Origin of the sequence: Shouchella tritolerans, assembly GCF_025770735.1 — a bacterium.
GTDB lineage: Bacteria > Bacillota > Bacilli > Bacillales > Bacillaceae_D > Shouchella > Shouchella tritolerans.
Genome location: NZ_JAODPB010000001.1, coordinates 1,155,943 through 1,176,975 on the forward strand (window position 1 = coordinate 1,155,943; position 21,033 = coordinate 1,176,975).

General features: G+C 43.7%; 18 protein-coding genes. 9 read left to right on the top strand and 9 right to left on the bottom strand.

The features are described from left to right. Positions 1–49: 49 nt before the first annotated feature. From N6H06_RS05500 to N6H06_RS05510, 3 genes are all read right to left on the bottom strand, one after another. Positions 50–805 carry an SDR family oxidoreductase gene (locus tag N6H06_RS05500; RefSeq protein ID WP_263705822.1) on the bottom strand — a complete coding sequence of 252 codons (756 nt, stop codon included), beginning with the start codon at positions 803–805 and terminating at the stop codon, positions 50–52. Between the two features lie 128 nt (positions 806–933). Further along, entirely contained in the window at positions 934–2,226 is a 1,293-nt protein-coding gene (locus tag N6H06_RS05505) for a glycoside hydrolase family 18 protein (protein ID WP_263705823.1), read from the bottom strand. Between the two features lie 79 nt (positions 2,227–2,305). After that, positions 2,306–2,512, bottom strand: a complete 207-nt coding sequence (locus N6H06_RS05510) for an SE1832 family protein (RefSeq protein WP_011247954.1) — start codon at positions 2,510–2,512, stop codon at positions 2,306–2,308. A gap of 120 nt (positions 2,513–2,632) precedes the next feature. Between N6H06_RS05510 and N6H06_RS05515 the strand changes: the two genes are divergently transcribed. Then, on the top strand, positions 2,633–3,178 hold the full coding sequence (locus N6H06_RS05515) for a cysteine hydrolase family protein (protein WP_263705878.1): 546 nt from the start codon (positions 2,633–2,635) through the stop codon (positions 3,176–3,178). A gap of 47 nt (positions 3,179–3,225) precedes the next feature. On the opposite strand, the gene N6H06_RS05520 is transcribed toward N6H06_RS05515, so the two are convergent. The 5 genes from N6H06_RS05520 to N6H06_RS05540 form a co-directional block, all read right to left on the bottom strand. Continuing rightward, positions 3,226–3,852: a hypothetical protein gene (locus tag N6H06_RS05520; RefSeq protein WP_062746626.1), complete on the bottom strand. Its 627-nt coding sequence runs from the start codon at positions 3,850–3,852 to the stop codon at positions 3,226–3,228. A 141-nt stretch (positions 3,853–3,993) separates the two neighbouring features. Next, positions 3,994–4,998 carry a class 1b ribonucleoside-diphosphate reductase subunit beta gene (gene nrdF, locus N6H06_RS05525; protein WP_062746293.1) on the bottom strand — a complete coding sequence of 335 codons (1,005 nt, stop codon included), beginning with the start codon at positions 4,996–4,998 and terminating at the stop codon, positions 3,994–3,996. A 36-nt stretch (positions 4,999–5,034) separates the two neighbouring features. Continuing rightward, complete coding sequence (nrdE, locus tag N6H06_RS05530) at positions 5,035–7,137, bottom strand: class 1b ribonucleoside-diphosphate reductase subunit alpha (RefSeq protein ID WP_213028930.1); 2,103 nt, start codon at positions 7,135–7,137, stop codon at positions 5,035–5,037. Continuing rightward, positions 7,100–7,486 carry a class Ib ribonucleoside-diphosphate reductase assembly flavoprotein NrdI gene (gene nrdI / locus N6H06_RS05535; RefSeq protein WP_062746295.1) on the bottom strand — a complete coding sequence of 129 codons (387 nt, stop codon included), beginning with the start codon at positions 7,484–7,486 and terminating at the stop codon, positions 7,100–7,102. The genes nrdE and nrdI overlap by 38 nt, the downstream gene beginning before the upstream one ends. Positions 7,487–7,745: 259 nt before the next feature. Beyond that, entirely contained in the window at positions 7,746–8,519 is a 774-nt protein-coding gene (locus N6H06_RS05540) for an SGNH/GDSL hydrolase family protein (RefSeq protein WP_062746297.1), read from the bottom strand. A gap of 193 nt (positions 8,520–8,712) precedes the next feature. On the opposite strand from N6H06_RS05540, the gene N6H06_RS05545 reads away from it, so the two are divergent. From N6H06_RS05545 to galU, 8 genes are all read left to right on the top strand, one after another. After that, positions 8,713–9,741 carry a glycosyltransferase family 2 protein gene (locus tag N6H06_RS05545; protein ID WP_263705824.1) on the top strand — a complete coding sequence of 343 codons (1,029 nt, stop codon included), beginning with the start codon at positions 8,713–8,715 and terminating at the stop codon, positions 9,739–9,741. Between the two features lie 148 nt (positions 9,742–9,889). Beyond that, positions 9,890–11,266 (top strand): sugar transferase, encoded by a 1,377-nt coding sequence (locus N6H06_RS05550; RefSeq protein ID WP_238583295.1) that lies wholly within the window; start codon positions 9,890–9,892, stop codon positions 11,264–11,266. Positions 11,267–11,384: 118 nt separating this feature from the next. Next, a complete protein-coding gene (locus tag N6H06_RS05555) occupies positions 11,385–12,578 on the top strand; it encodes a CDP-glycerol glycerophosphotransferase family protein (RefSeq protein WP_263705825.1) in 1,194 nt (397 codons plus the stop codon). After that, entirely contained in the window at positions 12,578–13,330 is a 753-nt protein-coding gene (locus tag N6H06_RS05560) for a CDP-alcohol phosphatidyltransferase family protein (protein WP_263705826.1), read from the top strand. The genes N6H06_RS05555 and N6H06_RS05560 overlap by 1 nt, the downstream gene beginning before the upstream one ends. A gap of 134 nt (positions 13,331–13,464) precedes the next feature. Then, on the top strand, positions 13,465–13,863 hold the full coding sequence (tagD, locus tag N6H06_RS05565) for a glycerol-3-phosphate cytidylyltransferase (RefSeq protein WP_011247943.1): 399 nt from the start codon (positions 13,465–13,467) through the stop codon (positions 13,861–13,863). A 99-nt stretch (positions 13,864–13,962) separates the two neighbouring features. Next, entirely contained in the window at positions 13,963–16,131 is a 2,169-nt protein-coding gene (locus tag N6H06_RS05570; RefSeq protein WP_263705827.1) for a bifunctional glycosyltransferase/CDP-glycerol:glycerophosphate glycerophosphotransferase, read from the top strand. 50 nt (positions 16,132–16,181) lie between these two features. After that, positions 16,182–17,726 carry a glycosyltransferase family 2 protein gene (locus N6H06_RS05575; RefSeq protein WP_263705828.1) on the top strand — a complete coding sequence of 515 codons (1,545 nt, stop codon included), beginning with the start codon at positions 16,182–16,184 and terminating at the stop codon, positions 17,724–17,726. 50 nt (positions 17,727–17,776) lie between these two features. Further along, entirely contained in the window at positions 17,777–18,661 is an 885-nt protein-coding gene (gene galU, locus N6H06_RS05580; protein WP_062746307.1) for a UTP--glucose-1-phosphate uridylyltransferase GalU, read from the top strand. Positions 18,662–18,837: 176 nt separating this feature from the next. On the opposite strand, the gene N6H06_RS05585 is transcribed toward galU, so the two are convergent. Further along, positions 18,838–21,033: SH3 domain-containing protein (locus N6H06_RS05585; RefSeq protein ID WP_263705829.1), on the bottom strand; the 2,196-nt coding region annotated here is incomplete at its 5' end.

Below are 21,033 nucleotides of genomic sequence, written 5' to 3' on the forward strand. Positions count from 1 at the left end.
GCCTGTACGCCTTGTTGCCAAGCGTTTTCTATCCGTCTCTGATAGCCGTTTACAGCAGCGTCTGTGCCCCGTCAATCACGATTTCTGCGCCGCTAATATGTTTGGCACCGTCTGACGCTAAATAAAGGACAGTGTCAGCGACTTGCTCTGGTGTGCCAGGAGGCGTCGGAAATGGCCCGCTTTTTTTATTGATTGTAATCGGTGTGAGCGCTTCCTCATGGCGGTATGTCCGTTCATCGATATGTGTGCGAATGGCGCCTGGGCAAATGACATTGACGCGTATGCCATAGTTAGCAAGCTCTAGCGCGGCCATCTTGGCAAAAGCGGCGATTCCTGCTTTTGAGGCGCTGTAAGCAGACATACCGAAGTTGGAAAAGACGCGAGTGCCATTAACAGAACTGGTCATAATGATGCTTCCGCCATGTTTCTTCATAAGCGGAATTGCATATTTGACGCTTAAAAAAGTGCCCGTTAAATTGACCTGTAACGTCTGTTCCCAATCCTTCGGCTCGAAGGCTTCAATCGAAGTGACCGTGCCGTTTATGCCAGCATTGGCAAAGAGGATATCAATGGCTTTAACCGTTTCGCCGATTTCATTAAATACAGTCTTCATCCGTTTGGCGTCTGAAATGTCAGCCTGGAAACAATGAACGTGATCTTTACCAAGCTCCGCTTTCAACGTTTTTAACCTCTGTTCGTCTTGATCAATTAAAGCAAGCGTGATTCCTTTTTTGGCAAACACTATTGCTGTTGCTCTGCCGATCCCTGATGCTGCTCCAGTTATGACCGCTGTTTTTGGGGACATAGTGCACCTTCTTTACTCCAGCTTTTAAGGCTTTAAGGTGACGATGCTAACATCGATTCCCACTGCCTTATTTTGCCTTTGGACAGGCACTAATAGAATTGCCGATTTTCCATTTGCCTAAACGTGTATTAGCGGCGTTTGCGGATCGTAAATTGGTCATTGAGCAACAGCCAGTTTTGCGGGAATGACAAACCGAGCTTCCAGTAGCTAATGCCACGAAGTTGGCGCTGTTTAATTAGGTTGAACTTCGCCTGAATGGAACGGCCATCTTCAAACCAAACTTCGTGTTCCCTGCCGTTCGCGTCAATGTAGTGAAAGAAAGGGGCCTGTGCGTCTGTGTCAAATTCAATTGCAACATTGTGTTCTCGCGCTAATGCAATTGCTTGCTGGGGGCTTATTGCCCACGCGTATTCTCCGCCAGGCTCGAACGGCAATGTCCAATCGTAGCCATATAAATTTTGGCCAAGCATCACTTTGTCTGGCGCCATTTCAGTTAAAGCGTATTCGACTACATCGGTTACAGGCCCTATTGGCGAAACGGCCTGAGGTGGTCCGCCTGAGTAGCCCCACTCATAGGTCATGAGCACGACAAAATCGACAATCTCACCATGTGCCCGATAATCATGAGCCTCATACCATTGCCCTGTTTGAGCGGCGCTTGTTTTTGGAGCAAGAGCGGTGGAGACGAGCAGCCCTTCTTGATGGAGCCTGTCGACTGCTTTTCTTAGAAAGGCATTATAAGGTTCCCTCATGGCTGGAGGTAAAAATTCAAAATCGAAATGGACATCGGAAAAGCGGCCAACACGATTGGCTTCTGCGACAATTGCCTCAAGGAGCGCGTTTTGGATGTCAGGTGATTCTAGTACAGTCTGGCCAAGTTCGCCACTAAAGGCCCCTTCCTGCAAGTTTGTAATCACCATCATTAAAGCGGTGTTGTTTTCGTCTGCAATATCAGGAAGACTGCCAAGGGGAACAGGCAACAGTGCTCCTTCAGCAGTGATGCGGTAACTGAACGGCGCTAAGTACGTCAAGTACGGAGCTGCTTCACGGGCAGAAGCGAGCAACGCCTCACTAATCGTATCCTGTGTTGGTTCAATATAGGCATTCGTTTCAATTTCCTGCTTTGTTACAGGAGGCAAGTAAAGACGAAAACCGACAGGGAGAACTTGAGTTGGCGAAAGGTTGTTTATTTCGGCCAACTGTTGGACAGAAAAGCCATAGCGCGCAGCAATGACGCTTAATGTATCACCAGGCTGGACAAAATAGTACCTTCCGTAGATCGGAATGACAAGCGTCTGGCCTACAACAAGTTCATTAGGGGCATCCAGTTGGTTGGCGGTGGCAATTGATTGGGGCGATGTGCTGTAAGCTTGGGCAATGCCATAGAGTGATTCCCCTGTCTGAACGACGTGCAATTGCATGAAAAAAACCCTCTTTCCTCTTGTTAATACTCTATACCTATGTAGAAAGAAGGGAGGACATGAAAAAAGCAAAGAGGCGCTATGCGTCCTCTTTGTCCCTGTTCTTGATTGCCTCGTTAAGTTGTTTCCTTACGCTTGCGATTTCCTCTTCTAAAGCGGTTAGCTGTTTTACTGCTTGGGCAACATTGCCGCCAGTTGTTTCAATTTTTTCAACATCGCCTTGGATGCGAACAAAATCGCTTTTTAATTCCGCTAGCGTGGCTTGAAGTTCATCAACGGTTTTCACATAAACGCCTCCTTTTAACGATAACGTATCAAAAAAGCATCGTGTTGTACATGGATTCACATTTTATAGGCTTGTTTCGCTTTTTGCGTTATGATAGAAGAAAAGAGGAAGGTGAAGCGATTGAAAGCGTTGCTTGTTATTGACTATACGTATGATTTTATTGCCGATGAGGGAGCTTTAACATTAGGGGCGCCAGGACAAGCGATTGAAGACGCGATTGTCGACAAAGTCGAAGCATTCCACCGGGCCGGTGATTTAGTCGTCTATGCAGTAGATGTCCATGAACAAAGCGATCAATACCACCCCGAAACATCGCTTTTTCCGCCCCATAACATCCGTGGCACGAAAGGGCGCGAATTGTACGGAAAGGTCGGCGTTCAATATGAGCGGATAAAGGGAGAGGAGCATGTCATTTGGCTTGATAAGACACGCTACTCTGCATTTGTCGGAACCAATCTTGATTTGTTATTGCGGGAACGTGGCATTAAGGAAATCCATCTTGTTGGTGACGTCACTGATATTTGCGTGCTTCATACAGCCGTTTACGCCTATTCCCTTGGCTACAAAGTAACTGTCTATAAAGAAGGAGTTGCTAGTTTCGATCAATCTGGCCACGAGTGGGCATTGCGCCACTTTCAGCAAGCATTGGGAGCAACCGTCGTGTAGAAGTCCGAAATAATAGCCCGCTATTTGCATATAGCGGGCTTAACGTATTAAGAAGTATGGTTTAAAATATCAACAACGAATTTGGACCAGCTTTCTAGCCGGTCATACATAGGCTGTGCGCTTAGCTCTTCAAGGGTAGCCCAACGCCCGGCAAGTTGATTGGTCTCTCGGATGGAAACGTCTGTATCCTCTTCGAGATCAAGGACGGAGAGAATGCCTAGGTGGACGCGGCCGACTTCATTGGCATCGTCATTAATTAAGCCAATCGTCTTCATTGCTTTTTGCTTGCTTGCATCAAAGATGAGTTCTTCGTGTAATTCTCGATGTGTATTGGCTTCGAGCATTTCAATAAAACTTGACGACATAATCGCATTCATATGGCCGCCAAAGCCAATAGAAAGTTGATTGTGCAAGCGGGCCTCGCCGCCGCCGCTTAGGCGTTCGTAGGAGTAAATCTCTTTCCCACGACGAATGACGACATAAGGAATTGGCTGTTTGTAAGTGGTGTCTTCTTCTGCATTGCCACGGCGCATCTCGCTGAAGTGGCGGTTAAGGCGGTTCATAATCGTTGCTACTTGTTCCCGTTCGCTAACAACGCCTTGAAAAGCAAGTGTTTCGTTATGAAAAACGTGTTTGCGCGGTGCGACAACAATCATTTCATCCATTTTTCCCAACATAGTTTCCCCCTGTCGAAAAAGCAGCAAGTGAAAAGGCATCGCTGCTGATCGTTGAACATGTACATTATCGTACAGCTAGACAAGCAAAGCAAGAGGATTTTTTTAACTTTGCGAAAAGCAAAAAGCAAGAGCAGGCGATTAACGCTGCTCTTGCTTTGCTTTTTCCTCGGCTTCCGGAAAGAAGAAATCCTCATCACGAAGGGGTTCGACGGTTGCTTTCTTGTAGCCGTTTCCTTTCATCGAGAAAAAGTCATGTGACTTCGTTTTTGTATTCAGTCCGTTGAGGACGATCGGGTTGATTTCCTCGTCTTCAAAATAAGGATCAAAGCCAAGGTTCATTAATGCTTTATTGGCATTGTAGCGAATGAATTTTTTTACATCATGGGAAAGCCCGACTTGATCATACAGATCTTCCGTATAAAGGAGCTCATTTTTATACAGTTCATCTAAAAGCTCAATCGCAAATTGGTGCAGTTCCTTTTGCGTATCAGAGGATTGCTTGTTGTAAATTTCTTGCGCCAACAGCCCAATATATACGCCGTGGATTGCTTCATCGCGAAGAATGAGGTTAATAATTTCACCGCTTTGCATCAACTTTCCTTGGCCATAGAAATAAAGCGGGTAGTAGAAACCGCTGTAGAACAAAAAGCTTTCTAAGTAAACAGAAGCGACTAGTGCTTTAAAAAGAGAAATGTCGTCGCCGCGTTTAATGTCTTTATAAATCGAGACGATCGTATTCGCCTTTTTTTGGAGGCGGGGGTTGACTTTGACCCATTCAAACAAATCATTGATTTCTTCTGATGTAGCAAGTGTCATGAAAATGTTTGAATAAGACTTGGCATGGACGGCGTTTTCCATCATCGCCATAAAGTTTAAAACCGCTTTGCGTTGATGCCCTTGAACGTGTTCTGCCACAAGAGGCATGCCGGTATTTCCTTGTTCGGTGTCGAGCAACGTCAAGCCAGCAAGCACTTTCATATACGTGTCTTTTTCGGCAGGCGTCAAATACTTCCACGTGAGAAGGTCGCCATTTAAGGCGACTTCCTCGGGAAGCCAAAACTGTTTGACGTTTTGGTTATAAAACATTTGCGTAAAATCATCTTCATGCTTGGACCAGTTGGCCGCATCGTAGACGTGCGTCATTAGGCACTCTCCTTTTTAGGTTGCATTTAAACTTTGTTAAACGACACAAGAAAGGCAGTTGTCTTGCCCTGTATCTTTTGTGCGCGCGTAGTAAAGGGTTTTGATGCCTTTATGGTGCGCGTAAAGGTCGATTCGGTTCAAGTCACGGGTCGTCATCGTATCCTTTAGGAAAAGCGTAAAGCTGATCCCTTGATCGACGTGTTGTTGGATTGTTGCAATCATATCAACGACTTTAAACATATCCATGTCATAGGCTTCTTTGTAGAAGAACCAATTGTGCGCATTAAGCCCAGGCATTGGGTAGTATGTTTTGGAGTTGCCATATGTCCGTTCTTCAATCCGTTCCATAATCGGCATGACGCTTGCCGTAGCCGACTGCACATAAGAAATCGAACCAGTTGGCGCGATTGCTAATCGGTAACTATGGTAAAGGCCATGTTCTGCCACAAATGCTTGCAATGCTTGCCAATCTTCTTTCGTTGGCACAAACATACCGTCAAACAGAGCCTTGACTTTGTCAAATTTAGGCGTGAAGTCATTCTCGATATACTTTTTAAAGTAGGAGCCGTCAGCGTACGTGCTACCTTCATAGCCGTGATATGTTTCACCCCGGTCCCTGGCAATCTCGGCAGACCGTTTAATAGAGAAGTAGTTCATCGCCATAAAAAAGGTATTGGCAAAATCACGAGCTTCTTCGCTTTCGTAAGCAATATGCTGCTTCGCTAGGTAGCCATGCAAATTCATTGCGCCGAGGCCGATGGATTTCATCAGTTTGTTACCGCGGCGCACCGCTGGCGCATTGGTGATATTGGTTGATTCTGACACGCGTGTTAAGGCGTCCGTCGCCAGGCTAACCGTGTTTTCAAGCGATTTATTTTCCATCACGTTCATAATGTTAATCGACCCAAGGTTGCAGGAAATATCTAGGCCGATTTCATCTTCCTCGCCGTAGTCGGTGTAAGTCGATACTTCCGAGGCTTGTAAGATCTCCGAACATAAGTTTGAAAACTTGACATTACTAATATGGCCATTTGCATGGGCCTTGTTTACGTTGTCGGCAAACATAATGTATGGGTAGCCGGATTCGGACCGCAAGATCGCCAGCTTTTGGAACAGGCGACGAGGATTGATTTTTTCTTTCCGTACCCGGGGGTCATCAACGAGCGTTTCGTACATCTCTTCCATGTCCATTTCATCAAAATGTTGGCCGTAAGCTTTATAAACAGTATGTGGATAAAACAAGTATGCATCTTTATCTTCGCGCATCAACTCAATAAATTTGTCTGGGATAACGACGCCAATCGATAATGTTTTAACGCGTACGTCTTCATCCGCAGAAATTTTCCGCGTGTCAAGAAAGTCGTTAATGTCAGCGTGGAAAATATTTAAGTATGCTGCGCCAGACCCTTGGCGCTGTCCCATTTGGTCAGCGTAGCGAAACGCATTGTCGAGAAGTTTCATAACGCCGACAACGCCTTTTGTCGCGTTGGCCACATCTTTGATTGCCTCGCCTTTCGCGCGTAACTTTGATAAATTAAGGGCCACACCGCCGCCAAGCTTTGAGAGCTGCATCGAAATGTCGACAGCTCGGCTAATGTCATTTAATGAATCGTTAATTTCAAGCAAGAAGCAGGAAACGAGTTCGCCGCGGCGTTTACGTCCTGCATTGAGGAACGTGGGCGTCGCTGGCTGGAACTCTTGTGAAATCATCGCTTCTACTAGCGCTTTGGCTTTTTCAACATCCCCGTTCCCAAAGAAAAGGGAAACAATGGCAACACGGTCTTCATACCGCTCTAAAATTTTGCTTTTGTCATTCGTTTTTAGCGCGTAATCATTGTAAAATTTAAAAGCGCTCATAAACGACGGAAAACGGAATTTTTTGTTATAGGCAATGTCCATCACCGCTTTGATTTCGTCGATCGTATACAAGCGCAGAAGCTCTTCTTCGTAATAATCATTTTCAATTAAGTAGTCGATCTTTTCTTCAAGATCATGGAAAAAGACGGTATTTTGGTTAATATTGTCTACGAAATAGCTATGTACAGCTTCTTTGTCCTTTTCAAACTGGTAGCTGCCGTCTTTTGTAATCATTAGCTCGTTGTTAAGCTGAACCCACTTTGGAACTTGTGCCAATTGAATTTACCCCCTGTAAAAAAGCATCGACGTCTCTAGACGTTCCGCTTAGCTCGAATTTATGAAGAACAGGAACATTGTACATGTTTGCGATGGTGTCTGCGCTTCTTGCAAAGCAGTCTCCCCAAACCCGGTTTCCACTTGCAGCTACTCCTTGCAGCTGCTCATGGTTCTTCTCAAGAAAGACGCGTGTCCTAGGCGAGAGGTCGCCAAAACCAGTCGTATACGTAATCAATACGAAAGGCTTGTCCACCATGGTCGTGTCATCAATTTGTTCAATGTCGTCAAATGGCAATTTCGCCACAAATCGTTTAACGTTTCCCGTTTTTGAATCAAAAACAATTTTCACCTTCATCACAACCCTGTACAAAGAATCTTTTTGTGTTTGATTATTGTTTTGTATACCACATATGGTAGATGATAAACGGGAATTAATCAATATATTGATTTATCCCCAACCTGTGCACAATTAGAATAGAGGCTTGTCCACGAAGGGAAACGCTTGTGTATAACTTTTAAAAAACATTTTTTTTGGCCAAAAACGAAAGGACGTTCTGTTCATATGAACAGAACGTCCATTATAGCGCATTTTGAAAAAATGAAAAGCAAACTGCTTACTCGCCAATGAAAAATTGACTAAAAACCGACGCCCAAAGTTCATGGCCTTTGCTTGTCGGCCGCCCGCTTTCTACGTATGCGGCCATTTCCTCCTCGGCTGGCCAAGCATCCCAATGGTCAAAATACGTTACAGGGAGTGATGGGGCTTGTTCGTTTAAAACATCAATCTGTCCAGGGTAGGCGGTTGCTGGGCCAATTGGGTTTGTCGGCACAAGGATAATTTCAACACCTGGAATTTGTTCGGAAACGGCGTCAATAAAAGCAGAGAGGTGGGCAATTGAGTCAGATGCTGCAAGATGGCCGTTGTCGTTGAGCGTCAGTGATTCGAGCACAAGCACAGCAGGCTCGGATTCTGCAATCTTGTCGGCAAACCCTTCTTCCAGAAGCTGGTCGCTTGTTGTGTCGCTTCCGACTGAAATGACTTCGTAATCGATAGTGGGCGAAGCAGCCCCATTTTCAATTTGTTCCATCACAAGCTCTGGCCAGCTTTTTCCGTTTTCGTTCTCGATGGAGCTAGAACCGAAAAAGACAATATGCGCCGAGTCATCGTCTTGGCTGTCAAGAAAATCGCCAAGCCATCCGCCGATTTCAATCGCCTCGCTATCATGCTCCGCTTTTGTCCTTGTTTTCTCTTGGCTGTGTGTGTCGACAGATGCTTGGGAAATCGCCTCTTTTGCGATCGTATTCACGCGATTTTGGTAATAAAAGTGGGCGATCACCATGCCCACAACACTAACCATTATCAGTGCTGTAAAGACCGTGTTCTTCAATCAATGTCGTCCTTTCTGTATGGCTTAAGTCTCTATCTAGTATAAAATGGCTTAGCCGGTAATAGAAGAAAAAACAACAAAATTCCCTAAAATTCTGTACCAGTCGTGTAAATGGGGGAAAGAATGTTTACTTCTACGGCACTTTCCGGTAGTATTATCACCATTGTCAATACATGAATCAGGGGGAGAGGAAATGGGCGAGCAAACACCACAGCGCACGCCATTTTTTTCCGTATTGCTCGTCTTGCGCAACGAAGAAGCTTATATTGGTCGTCTACTTGAGCAAGTGCTTAACCAGCAACGTCACGGTTTTGAGATGGAGCTAATTGTGGTAGACGGCCATTCGACGGACAATACACGAGAAATTGTAAGATCATACCAACAGAAGCACTCGATCATTAAATTGGTCGATAATCCGAAACAAACGCTTCCAGTCGGCTGGAACTTAGCGATTAAGGAAGCTTCAGGGGAGTACGTTCTTCGGATTGATGGCCATACATCGATTCCTGATGACTTTCTGCTCCGCTATGCGAAGGTGATTTGTAAACAGCCTGATGCAGATGTCGTAGGCGGCATCATCGAGTCTAAAGGCGAGGGCGCACAAGGTTGCATAAATGAATATGTATATTCCCATCCTTTTGGCGTCGGCAACTCTAAATTCCGTACATTGGCTAGTGACCAAGTTTGGGAAGGCTTTGTCGACACAGTGCCATACGGCGCTTACAAACGAAGCGTATTTCAAGAAGTCGGCTATTTTAACGATCGGCTAAAACGAAACGAAGACTTGGAATTCCACAAACGGATGCGTGCGGCTGGAAAAACATTTTTTCTTTCGACAACCATTTGTTCCACTTACTATGTCAGAAGCACAATAGGCGGCCTAATAGACAAGTCGCTAGGCGACGGCATGTGGACGATTATCGCCAACCGTGTGACGCCTGGTTCCCTTGGAAACCGCCACAAAGCGCCGTTATTTGCGTTTATAGCCGGTCTCGCACTGCTGGTGGCCTCCTTTTTTCATTCGGGGTTTGCGTTGTTTTTTGCTCTATGTGTAATCGCCTATATCGGCGCCAGTGCCTATGCTTCAATCGGTTTTGTAAGGAAGAAAGGCTGGAAATGGTTGCTTCCATGCATGGGGACATTTTTTTGTCTTCATTTTTTCCGTGGCTATGGATCATTTAAAGCTTTCTTTACAAAAGCGTACTGGACGGCTGGCCGTTAAAAGTGCGACTGCCGCCCTTCATTGCCAATATGAGAAAATATCGAGTAGCTGTGGATTTTCATTGAATGTTAAGGATCTGTAAAGACTTTCTTATATCCGTATGCTAAAATGTCGTTAGACGAAAACTACGAAACTAGGAGTCATGCAAATGCCTACTATGATCCCAAATCGAATGACCCGCGGCTTAACGCTGTTTGTCGATTTGCTACTTATTATTTTTTCATATGGCTTAGCCTTTTCGATTTTAAGGGGCCAGATGACGCCAAAGAACTACGAGGCATTTGGCTCAGTGGCTCCTTGGATTTTGCTTATTAGTGTGCTGTTTCTCGGCATTTATGAATTGGACCGTCTTGTCCAGCATGATCTGTGGGATCTCGTCCGCAAATTGGCGATTTCTTTGACATTCATAATGCTATTGACAATGACTGTGTCATTCTTTTTCCGGGAATTCGCATTGCCTCGTTCCGTTTTGCTTCTTGCCCATGTGCTTGCTTTTATTTTGTTGCTTATTTGGAAAGGGGCCTATACGAAATACAGCCAGCTTTCGCGAAAAGGAAAAGTTATGTTTATCGGCTCGGAGGAAGAGTTTGCCGAAATGGAACATAGCCTGTCGACATTCTTATCGAAAAGCAGCTACGTCAGATGGTACGATAAACGCGAGTCGCTTGCCCAACTACGGACAAAGCTAATGCAATACGATGTCGTCTTTCTCGGTTCAGGGTTAGACGAAGGCAAGAAGGACCGTCTCATGTTCCATGCGATGAAAAAGAAAAAACTTGTGTACGTTGTGCCGAAAGTAAACGATATGCTTTTAATGAATACATCGGTTACGACAATGGATGATACGATGGTCATGCAAGTAAAGCCTTTTACGTTAACGTTAACGCAACTGCTCATTAAACGGGCTGTCGACATTGCTGCATCAAGTGTGATGCTGATTGCCACGCTGCCGGTCATGCTCTTAACAGCGATCGCGATTAAGTTGGAAGATGGCGGGCCGATTTTCTTTAAACAAGAGCGGCTAGGGAAAAACCATCAACCGTTTAACATTTTAAAATTCCGCTCAATGGTTATGGACGCAGAGGCCAAAACAGGACCTACATTAGCTAAATCAGATGATGATCGGATTACGAAAACAGGCAAGTTCATCCGCAAAACGCGGATTGATGAGCTGCCGCAACTGATCAATGTTTTGATCGGCGACATGTCTTTAGTCGGCCCTCGCCCAGAACGGGATTTCTTTGCAGAAAAGTTCCAGCGCGAGAACAAATGGTTCAACTACCGCCACGCGGTTAAACCAGGAATTACCGGTTATGCCCAAGTGATGGGGAAATATACGACGAACGTTGATAAAAAGCTGAAATTTGACTTACACTATATTCGCAACTATTCGTTTTGGCTGGACTGCATTATTTTAATGCAAACGATCTTGGTTGTCATTAATAAAGCGAAGTCAGAAGGGGAAGCAGCACCGCCAAAAGCGAGCCGTGTATACCGCAAAAGCGAAAAAGTGTCCGTGAAGTAAGCCCCATTTCGGCAATGGCGATAACCGCCGATAAAAGACTGACTATGATGAACGTGATGCGAATAAGACCATATCCCCGCGATGATTTGTGGGGATATCTGTTTGTTTGGGGGAAACAATGCGAAAAAAAATCAAACAGCTTCCTATAATAAGGATGCTTTCCAGATTTGTGTTTGCCTGTTTTGCGTGCCTGCCGGCCAAAAAAAAGCTTGTTATGTTTGAAAGTTTTTCAGGCAAGCAATATTCATGCAATCCACGGGCGATTTATGAATACATGCGCTCCCATGACATGCCCTATGATCTTGTCTGGAGCGTCAATCAAGATCATATTGGCAAGTTTGAAGCACAGCAAATTCCATATGTACGGCGCCTTAGTTTAAAATGGTTTTATTATATGGCCCGTGCTGGCTTTTGGGTGACTAACAGCCGAATGCCCAATTGGGTGCCAAAACCGGCCCATACTACGTATGTACAGACTTGGCACGGTACGCCGCTGAAAAAACTAGTCGGCGATATGGAACAGGTTCGTATGCCTGGCATATCAAAATCAACGTATATAAAAAATTTCCAAACTGAAGCAAGCCATTGGGATTATTTGCTGTCGCCTAACCCATATTCTACCGCGATCTTTAGAAGGGCGTTTGCGTTCAACAAACAAATTTTAGAGACAGGTTACCCACGAAATGATATTCTGTATCAAGGAGATCTAGACGAAGCATCACGCCGCTTGCGGAAAAAGTACGGCATCGCGAACGGCAAGAACGTGATTTTGTATGCGCCAACATGGAGAGATCACCAACATTATGGGCTTGGGTCCTATAAATTCGATTTGCAGTTGGACTTAGATGAGCTGTTTGCGCGATTTGGCAATGATACGATTATTTTGTTGCGCCTCCATTCATTCATAAAGGAACAATTTGATTTAGACGCATACGGTGAATTTGTAAAAGACGTATCTGCGTTCCATGATATTAACGAACTTTACTTATTGTCGGATCTGTTAATCACGGATTACTCCTCTGTGTTTTTTGATTACGCCAATACACGGAAACCAATGATCTTTTTTGTCTATGACCTAGAAGAGTACCGTGATGAAGTCCGCGGCTTTTATTTTGACTTGGAGGCGGAAGCGCCGGGACCGGTCGTGCGGACAACAGCAGAAGTAGCAGCAGCGATTGAGCAACTGAGCGCCGAAGGCATGAAACCCTATAAGGAAAAATACGAAGCCTTTATCGAGCGTTTTTGTCACTTGGAAGACGGTAATGCGGCTAGTAGAGTTGTAACGGAAGTTTTCAAGGAGGAAGGTCTTTAATGGAGAATACTAAACTCCCCACCACGTGGCTCGATACAAAGGCGATCCGCGCCTACCGTCAACAAGCGCAATCCTATAGTACGAAAGAAGATCTGTGGTCTTGGTATGTATTGCGGCGACTCTCCATCTATGTCACAATTGTGTTTTTAAAGTGGAAATGGACGCCAAATGCAGTAAGCTGGATGAGCGCTTTCTTTGTGGCTTTCTCGGGTTTTTGGCTATTGCAGGCTACTCCAGCTGCATTTATTGTTGCTTTTTTCTGTTATAACATAGGCTATTTGTTTGATTGCGTCGATGGGGAAATGGCGAGAATTTCCAATAACACATCAAAGAAAGGCTACTTTATTGACTTGCTCATCCAAGGAGCAACGCTCCCTGTGTATTTGGCCATGCCCCTGTCACTGATGGTGGCCTTAGAGTATGTGCAATTGGATTCAGTCGGGCGAGGTATCCTTTATCTGCTCATCGTTTTAATCATCATGGCGTTATTCGTACCGATTGCCTACCAGCTTACACATTCGCAATCGCCAAATGCACGTGACCCAGTCAATAAAATTCGTACAAAAGGGCTTCTATTTGAGGCTGCTGGCGTGTTGTTAGGTTTGCCAGGTTTCTTTTTCGTCTTGGCGCTAATTACGATGTTGACAGGAATTCAGCCTACAGCTGCGCAAAGTTGGTATATCGGCGGCTTTTTGCTCGTGTTTGCCTTAAAAGTATGTGCCCGTTTTTTCTTAACGGTGCGAAGCTTTTAATTCTACCGGATTTCCCCAAGAAATTACAAAATGCTTGCCTGTAAAATATGCTATACTGATACTATTGCAAACTAAGTGTAGAATCGACTCGAACGATAGAAGAACCGCTACAGTGACCATAGGAGGAGAGCATCTTGAAAAAAGTAATTACGTACGGAACGTTTGATTTGCTCCATTGGGGCCATATTAATTTACTAAAACGGGCAAAAGATTTAGGTGACTATTTGATTGTCGCCATTTCATCAGACGAGTTTAATGCCCTTAAACAAAAAGAAGCGTACCACAGTTTTGAAAACCGCAAAATGATCCTTGAAGCGATCCGTTATGTAGATGAAGTCATCCCTGAAAACACGTGGGAGCAAAAAGTGGAAGACGTACAAAAATATGATATCGATGTCTTTGTCATGGGAGACGATTGGAGAGGCAAATTTGACTTCTTAAAAGAGTATTGCGAAGTGGTCTATTTGCCGCGTACTGCTGGTATTTCGACGACAAAAATTAAGACGGAATTGCTAGAGGCGAAGCAAGGATAAATTCCCATTTAGAATTTCATACTAAGAAAGGGAGCTCCATGCTTTAATTTAGATTGAGTGTGGAGCTCATTTTTTTTCGAGGAAGGTGGCTTTATATATATGTACGAAATAAGCATTGTCACACCTGTAAGCCAACAAGACGAGAAATACATAAAACGTTGCTATGAGTCAGTAAAAGGGCAATTACAAGCAAACGTTGAATGGATTGTCATTTTAGAAGGGGATTCCCCCTTGGCAGAACAAGTTCAATTGGAGAACAGGGAAAATCCAAATGTGGATGTAAAACTTGTAGTGGACACTGAATTAAAAAATGTCAACGAAAAGCGAAATAAAGGCATTGAGGTAGCAGCAGGGGAGTACCTCTATTTTTTAGATGTCGATGATTTGCTGCATGAGCACACCCTATATGTACTATTAGAGTCAGCAAAGTCCAATAGTGACTCTTACGATGTGGTGCTTGGAGCAATAAAAGAAACGAATGTGTCCGTTCATCTACCTTCTTCCTATAGCAGGATGTTGAAGCGCCTTTTAGAAAACAGGATAGCGAAGCCGAAAACACTAGCGGTGAAAAAATACCGTGCTTCTGCTCTCAATACGCTTTTTAAGCGAAATTTTATTCTTGAGCATGGCATTTATTTTGAGGAGAATGTCCTTGGCTTTAGTGATATTTTGTTTACTTCACAAGCATACACCAAAACGACGAAGGCCGTCGTGTACGACAAGGATGCCATTTATTTAAAATTGATCCGCAATGATCCAATTAATGACCCGTCTATTGCGCAAGCGTTAAACGGCATTGAATGGTATCCCCAATCAATGGCACAAGCAATCGCTTCATTAGAAAACGGTCATCCGTTCAAAAACGTTTTGCTTAAACGTTTTTTAAAGGCTTACCACTATAAGTATTTAAACGGAATTTATAATGATGATCCAGATGACGTATATAAGGGCATTTGGGCTGACGCATTCAAACGAATCGGCCTAGATCAATTTTCTTTTAGCCGCCCAATCCATCAAAAAGAAATCCAACATTTGTGTGAAGGTCAATATAACAAGGCCGCCCGAATGGCAAATAGGCGCTTGAATTTCCGTACGTTGAAAAAGATTAAAAAGAAACCAGGGTCATATCGGCGGGTTCTTTATCAAAAATGGTTTACAAAGAAACTGGCCATCAAGAAAGACTATATTTTGTATGAGAGCTTTTTAGGTAGAAACTATTCAGATAGCCCAAAATACATTTATGAGTATTTAAATCGCACCTACCCGGGTAAATACAAACATATATGGGTTTTTAATGATCCAGAGAGAGAAGAGCCTAAAGGGGTCGTGAAAGTAAAACGCTTTGGTTTAAAACATCTATACTTTATGGCGAGAGCGAAATTCCACGTAAATAATATGCGTCAGCCTAAATGGTTTGTTAAACGGCCTGGACAAGTATTTCTTGCAACTTGGCATGGAACCCCTTTAAAAAAGTTAGTATTTGATATGAATGAAGTACATTCAGCTAACCCGAATTATAAAAAAGATTTTTATCTCCAATCGAGGGCGTGGGACTATCTTGTCTCTGCTAACCATTATTCGACTGAGATATTCAAACGGGCGTTCATGTTTGATAACGAGATATTGGAACATGGCTATCCAAGGAATGATTTGCTTTATGCAGAAAATAAAGAACAAATCGCAGAGCAGCTGAAAGCTAAACTGCAGTTGCCAAAAGACAAAAAAATTGTCCTTTATGCTCCTACTTGGCGCGACGATGAATTTTACAAACCAGGGCAATACAAATTTAAGTTACAACTTGATCTAGAAAAATTAAAAGCAGCGCTTGGAGATGAGTATTTCTTTATGATCCGCACGCATTATTTTATAGCGGATAAGTTGGATTTCTCCGGGGTAGAGGATTTTGTCTATAATGCTTCACAATATGATGATGTGACCGAGCTTTATTTGTTGGCGGATGTTCTAATTACTGACTATTCGTCTGTCTTCTTTGATTATGCAAACTTAAAACGACCGATCTTGTTCTTTACTTACGACCTTGAGAAGTACCGAGATACGTTGAGAGGTTTCTACATTGACCTTGAAACAGACGTGCCTGGCCCATTATTGAAGACAACCGATGAAATTATTGCTGCATTAGCAAACTTGAACGAAACCAAGGAGCTTTATAGGGACAGAATAGAAAAATTCTATGATGAATATTGTCACTTGGATGATGGCCGTGCCTCTGAAAAAATTGCTGAAAAAGTGATTGTTTCTGCAAAATAAAGGCCATCTATTAGCCATCTATTAAGAGGTGCAGATAGGAGTGGGGAAAAATGGGTATCTTCAATTTATTCTCTAAAAAGGAAGATGAAAAAGCGTACTACAACAAGGTGGATTACTCGATATTAAATGAAGCAGCGCTGAGGACAGACACGAAGGTGTCTGTAGTAGTGCCTGTATATAATGCGATCGCCTACTTAGAGAAGACAGTTGATTCAATTATTAAGCAAACGATTGGGTTTGAAAACATAACGTGCATCCTTGTCGACGATGGTTCAAATGACGGTTCAAGGGAATTGTTGAAGAGTTACTCAGAAACCTACGAGAATATCGTTAGCATTTTTCTGGGAACGAACACTGGTACCCCAGCGTTTCCGAGGAACTTGGGAACGCATTTGGCAAATTCAAAGTACATTATGTATGTAGACGCAGATGATTGGCTTTCGTTAGATGGCATTCAAATTTTGTATGATTTGTTAGAAGAGACAAATGGAAAATATGCCGTTGGAAAGTCCATTCAAGTTGACTCAAAAGGACAAAAGGTTATTGGAAGATACGAATCAAGTAAAGTCAGGCACAATGTCTCCCCTTTTTCGATCAAGCATTTGTTTTACCATTTAGGGCCAAGAGCACGGATGATGAGTTTAGATTTAATCAAGCATCATAAAATCCGTTATCCAGAAATGAAGTTTGCTGAGGACAAGCAATTTTTTATAGATGTGATTTTGGCTGCAGGAGAAATCTCGACAACAACCGAGACAATTTATTATTTAAATCGAATCGATGACAACAATTCACTAACTAAACAAACGGATATTGGCGAGAAAATGGACTCGAACATTAAAGTTTTAAAATACGTATTAAATAAGAAGCTGGAGCCAGAAAAAGAAAAAAACATCGTCAACCGCTTAATTGAATTTGACTGCATTACTAGGCTTTTTGACCGGAAACACTTTGTAAAAAGCAAAGATAAACAAATGTATTACGACAAATTCCATGAGGCAATGGGCATTTTCAAAAAGGCCAAACGCCCTTATGAAATTAGAGAGACGATTATTAAGCCAATAAACTTTATTTATTTTGACTTGGCAATGGCAAAGGATTATGGCACGCTAGAAGCATTGGCAAAATGGTCGAAAAAAGGCGGAGAAACAAAACAGATTATAGAGAACGGGCATCCTTACAACGTTGCTGTATTGGAAAATGGGAAAGAATTGAAAATTCCTGTTCGGTTAAAAGCGGAATTGGATACAGAAATGCAAGACCAAGAAAAAATTCAACTGAAAATTAAACTGACTGGCCATTCCCTGCCTCCGATTGAAGGAGTTGCCTTAATAGACAGAGCCAATGTGGAGAATGTCTACCAGCTACCGAATGCAGTAAAACAGAAAGAGGACTCTGTGGTGGTTTCACTAAAAATGGAAGAATTAACCGTTCTTCCAAAAGGCTCATACGAGTTTGCCCTTATGTATGAGGACTATGAAAAGAAACTAGTTAAAAAACGAACGGAAACCACATTGACTGCTAAACTTGATAACGGCAAAAAGTTTAATCTGTATAAAACAATCAACAACAATATAGGCGTTAAAGTAAAATAACCGACCAATTAAAATGGTATAATGGCCTGCCGGTAAAGGAGTTTTTCGAAATGAAACCAATCAAAAAAGCAATCATCCCAGCAGCTGGCCTAGGAACGCGTTTCCTGCCGGCCACAAAAGCAATGCCAAAAGAAATGTTGCCAATTGTCGACAAGCCGACGATTCAATACATTGTTGAAGAAGCGATTGAGTCAGGAATTGAAGACATTATTATCGTTACTGGAAAAGGCAAACGCGCAATCGAAGACCACTTCGACCATGCGTTTGAACTCGAAGAAAACCTCGCGAAAAAAGAAAAGTTTGAGCTCCTTGAAGCGGTACAACAAGCGGGCAAAGTCGATATTCATTACATTCGCCAAAAAGAACCGAAGGGGCTTGGTCACGCGGTTTGGTGCGCTCGCAAATTCATTGGCAACGAACCGTTTGCAGTTTTGCTTGGCGATGACATTGTCCAACATGAGAAGCCTTGTTTAAAACAGCTCATTGAACAATATGAGGAAAAACAAGCGAGTATTATAGGGGTCCAGCAAGTTCCTAGAGAAGAAACAAATCGGTATGGGATCATTGACCCTGCAAACCAAGAAGGGCGCTTGTATGGCGTTAGTCGTTTCGTTGAAAAGCCAAAAGTGGAAGAGGCGCCTTCGAACTTAGCGATATTAGGACGCTATTTGTTGACGCCAGAAATCTTTACCCATTTAGAAAAACAGGAGACTGGCGCAGGCGGAGAAATCCAGCTTACGGACGCGATTCAAAAGTTAAATGAGGAACAACAAGTCTATGCCTACGATTTTGAAGGCAAGCGCTACGACGTGGGTGAAAAACTAGGATTTGTGTTAACAACGTTAGAATTTGCTATGCAGCGTGAAGAGCTTAAACCGGCGCTGATTAAAAAAATGAAACAATATCTAGAACTCGAAAACATGCTCAAACAGTGAACGCGACATGGGCAGTTTGACGGTTCAGATTGCCACATGGAAGCATTGAAGCCTGTCAACGTACTCGTTGGCAGGCTTTTATACGGAAGTGTGATCAAAGACAGTGTTGACCGATTGCAAAAAGGCCTTAATTTAAAGAGCGAGGCAACTAATTCTAGTTGCCTCGCTCTCTCTGTTTAATGAAGCACTGCAGCGAGCGCTTCAGCTGCAATCCAGCCTTCAACGCCGTTCGCTTTTACTTTTACAAAATCAGTGTCTTCCTCAAGAATCTCGATGGTATCATCTTCGGAAAGTTCAAGTAGTTGTTCGGAATCGCTAGAGGCTTCACTAAATAAGAGCGTGTTTTCCGCGAGTTGGATTTTTTTGCCAACTGCTGTTTGCTGCTCTTCCGTTGCTTCTGAAGGTTCCTCGCCTTGTTCTGAAGACGCTTCACCCTCTTCTGCTGATGCCTCAGCTTCGTCGTCTGCTACATCTGTTTCTTCTTCTTGAACGGGTTCACTGTTTTCGTCAGCTTCATTGTTTTCAGTTGTATCGCTAACTGGACTGTCTTGGTCTTCGGAGGTACCATCAGCATCGCCGTGTTCTTCCTCCGCTACCTGTTTCGCTGGATCTTGTTCATCTGTGCTGGCGTCAGTATCTAGATCTTGTTCATCTGTGCTGGCGTCAGTTTCTAGATCTTGTTCATCTGTGCTGGCGTCAGTTTCTAGATCTTGTTCATCTGTGCTGGCGTCAGTATCTAGATCTTGTTCATCTGCGTTGGCATCAGTTTCTGGATCTTGTTCATCTGTGCTGGCGTCAGTTTCTGGATCTTGTTCATCTGCGCTGGCGTCAGTTTCTGGATCTTGTGGATCTTCTAGGCTGCTCTCACCAGTGGAGTCGTTGTCTTCAGAAGGAGCGTCTTCCGATACTGGTAAGTCACTTTCTTCGTTTTCAACGTCGTTTTCCGTGCCAGTCGTTTCGCTAGCTTGCTCATTTTCATCAGCTACATGGTCGTCTTCTTCAACTGTGTGGTCATTTGCCTCGTCGGAGTGAGGAACAGTGTCATTCTCATCGATTGATGGCTCTTCAGCGTTTTCGTCTGTGTCTAGTTCTTTGTCAGGCGAAACGGCTTCGTGTTCTTGTGTTAGCTCTTCTTCGTTATCAGCAAAGTTGTCTTGCTCTTTGTTGCCATCACTTTCAGGAACGTCTTGTTTGTCTTCTTCTTTTTCATCTTCATCAACAGGCTGTTGTTTCTCTGATTGACTGTTTTCTGAGTCGGAAACATCGTTTTCTTCATTCACAATTTCGGTCACGCCTTCGTTTGCTTCCTCGTTTGTTTCCATTTCTGGAGCAATGGAGGCGAAAGAGAAAGTGCGTGCCATAACTTGGACAGTCGGTTTAGCTTCCGTTAGCTTAACGTATTGGGAAGAGACCCAGCCCGTTTGTGAGCCAACTTTAACATAGTACCAGCTGCCTTGTTTCTTTAAGATGTCTAGCTGTTGACCATTGTTCAAAGTTGTCATAATTTTGCTCGATGTATTTGGTTCAACACGAAGGTTTAGACGTGCTGTCGTTGTCCCTGTGTCGATAACCGTCTCAACTGATTCTGTTTTGGCTTGATTGTTGCTCACGTTCAAATAGTCAGCAGAAACCCAACCTGTACGGTTGCCCGCTTTAACTTGGTACCAACCACCTTGCTTTTTGAGCAACTCAACTTTCTGTCCTTTGGCAAGAGTAGTGATGATGCTATGGTTTGTACCTGCACCAGAACGCAAGTTAAGGCGCGCCGTTGTGGTGGCAGAGCCGATAGCAGGAGCATTGTCCACATTGCCAGAGCTGTTGACATTTAAGTAATCAGCAGAAACCCAACCTGTACGGTTGCCCGCTTTAACTTGATACCAACCACCTTGCTTTTTGAGCAACTCAACTTTCTGTCCTTTGGCAAGGGTAGTGATGATGCTATGGTTTGTACCTGCACCAGAACGCAAGTTAAGGCGTGCTGTCGTTGTAGCAGAGCCGATTGAAGGAGCATTGTCCACATTGCCAGAGCCGTTGACATTTAAGTAATCAGCAGAAACCCAACCTGTACGGTTGCCTGCTTTAACTTGGTACCAACCACCTTGCTTTTTGAGCAATTCAACTTTCTGTCCTTTGGCAAGGGTAGTGATGATGCTATGGTTTGTACCTGCACCAGAACGCAAGTTAAGGCGTGCTGTCGTTGTAGCAGAGCCGATAGAAGGAGCGTTGTCCACATTGCCAGAGCCGTTGACATTTAAGTAATCAGCAGAAACCCAACCTGTACGGTTGCCTGCTTTAACTTGGTACCAACCACCTTGCTTTTTGAGCAATTCAACTTTCTGTCCTTTGGCAAGGGTAGTGATGATGCTATGGTT

What these genes read in the sequence shown, in the direction of transcription:
- N6H06_RS05500 (WP_263705822.1), bottom strand. Translation starts at nt 805, where the DNA reads ATGTCCCCAAAAACAGCGGTCATAACTGGAGCAGCATCAGGGATCGGC.
- N6H06_RS05505 (WP_263705823.1), bottom strand. Translation starts at nt 2,226, where the DNA reads ATGCAATTGCACGTCGTTCAGACAGGGGAATCACTCTATGGCATTGCC.
- nrdF (WP_062746293.1), bottom strand. Translation starts at nt 4,998, where the DNA reads ATGACGCACGTCTACGATGCGGCCAACTGGTCCAAGCATGAAGATGAT.
- nrdI (WP_062746295.1), bottom strand. Translation starts at nt 7,486, where the DNA reads ATGAAGGTGAAAATTGTTTTTGATTCAAAAACGGGAAACGTTAAACGA.
- N6H06_RS05545 (WP_263705824.1), top strand. Translation starts at nt 8,713, where the DNA reads ATGGGCGAGCAAACACCACAGCGCACGCCATTTTTTTCCGTATTGCTC.
- N6H06_RS05550 (WP_238583295.1), top strand. Translation starts at nt 9,890, where the DNA reads ATGCCTACTATGATCCCAAATCGAATGACCCGCGGCTTAACGCTGTTT.
- N6H06_RS05555 (WP_263705825.1), top strand. Translation starts at nt 11,385, where the DNA reads ATGCGAAAAAAAATCAAACAGCTTCCTATAATAAGGATGCTTTCCAGA.
- N6H06_RS05560 (WP_263705826.1), top strand. Translation starts at nt 12,578, where the DNA reads ATGGAGAATACTAAACTCCCCACCACGTGGCTCGATACAAAGGCGATC.
- N6H06_RS05570 (WP_263705827.1), top strand. Translation starts at nt 13,963, where the DNA reads ATGTACGAAATAAGCATTGTCACACCTGTAAGCCAACAAGACGAGAAA.
- N6H06_RS05575 (WP_263705828.1), top strand. Translation starts at nt 16,182, where the DNA reads ATGGGTATCTTCAATTTATTCTCTAAAAAGGAAGATGAAAAAGCGTAC.
- galU (WP_062746307.1), top strand. Translation starts at nt 17,777, where the DNA reads ATGAAACCAATCAAAAAAGCAATCATCCCAGCAGCTGGCCTAGGAACG.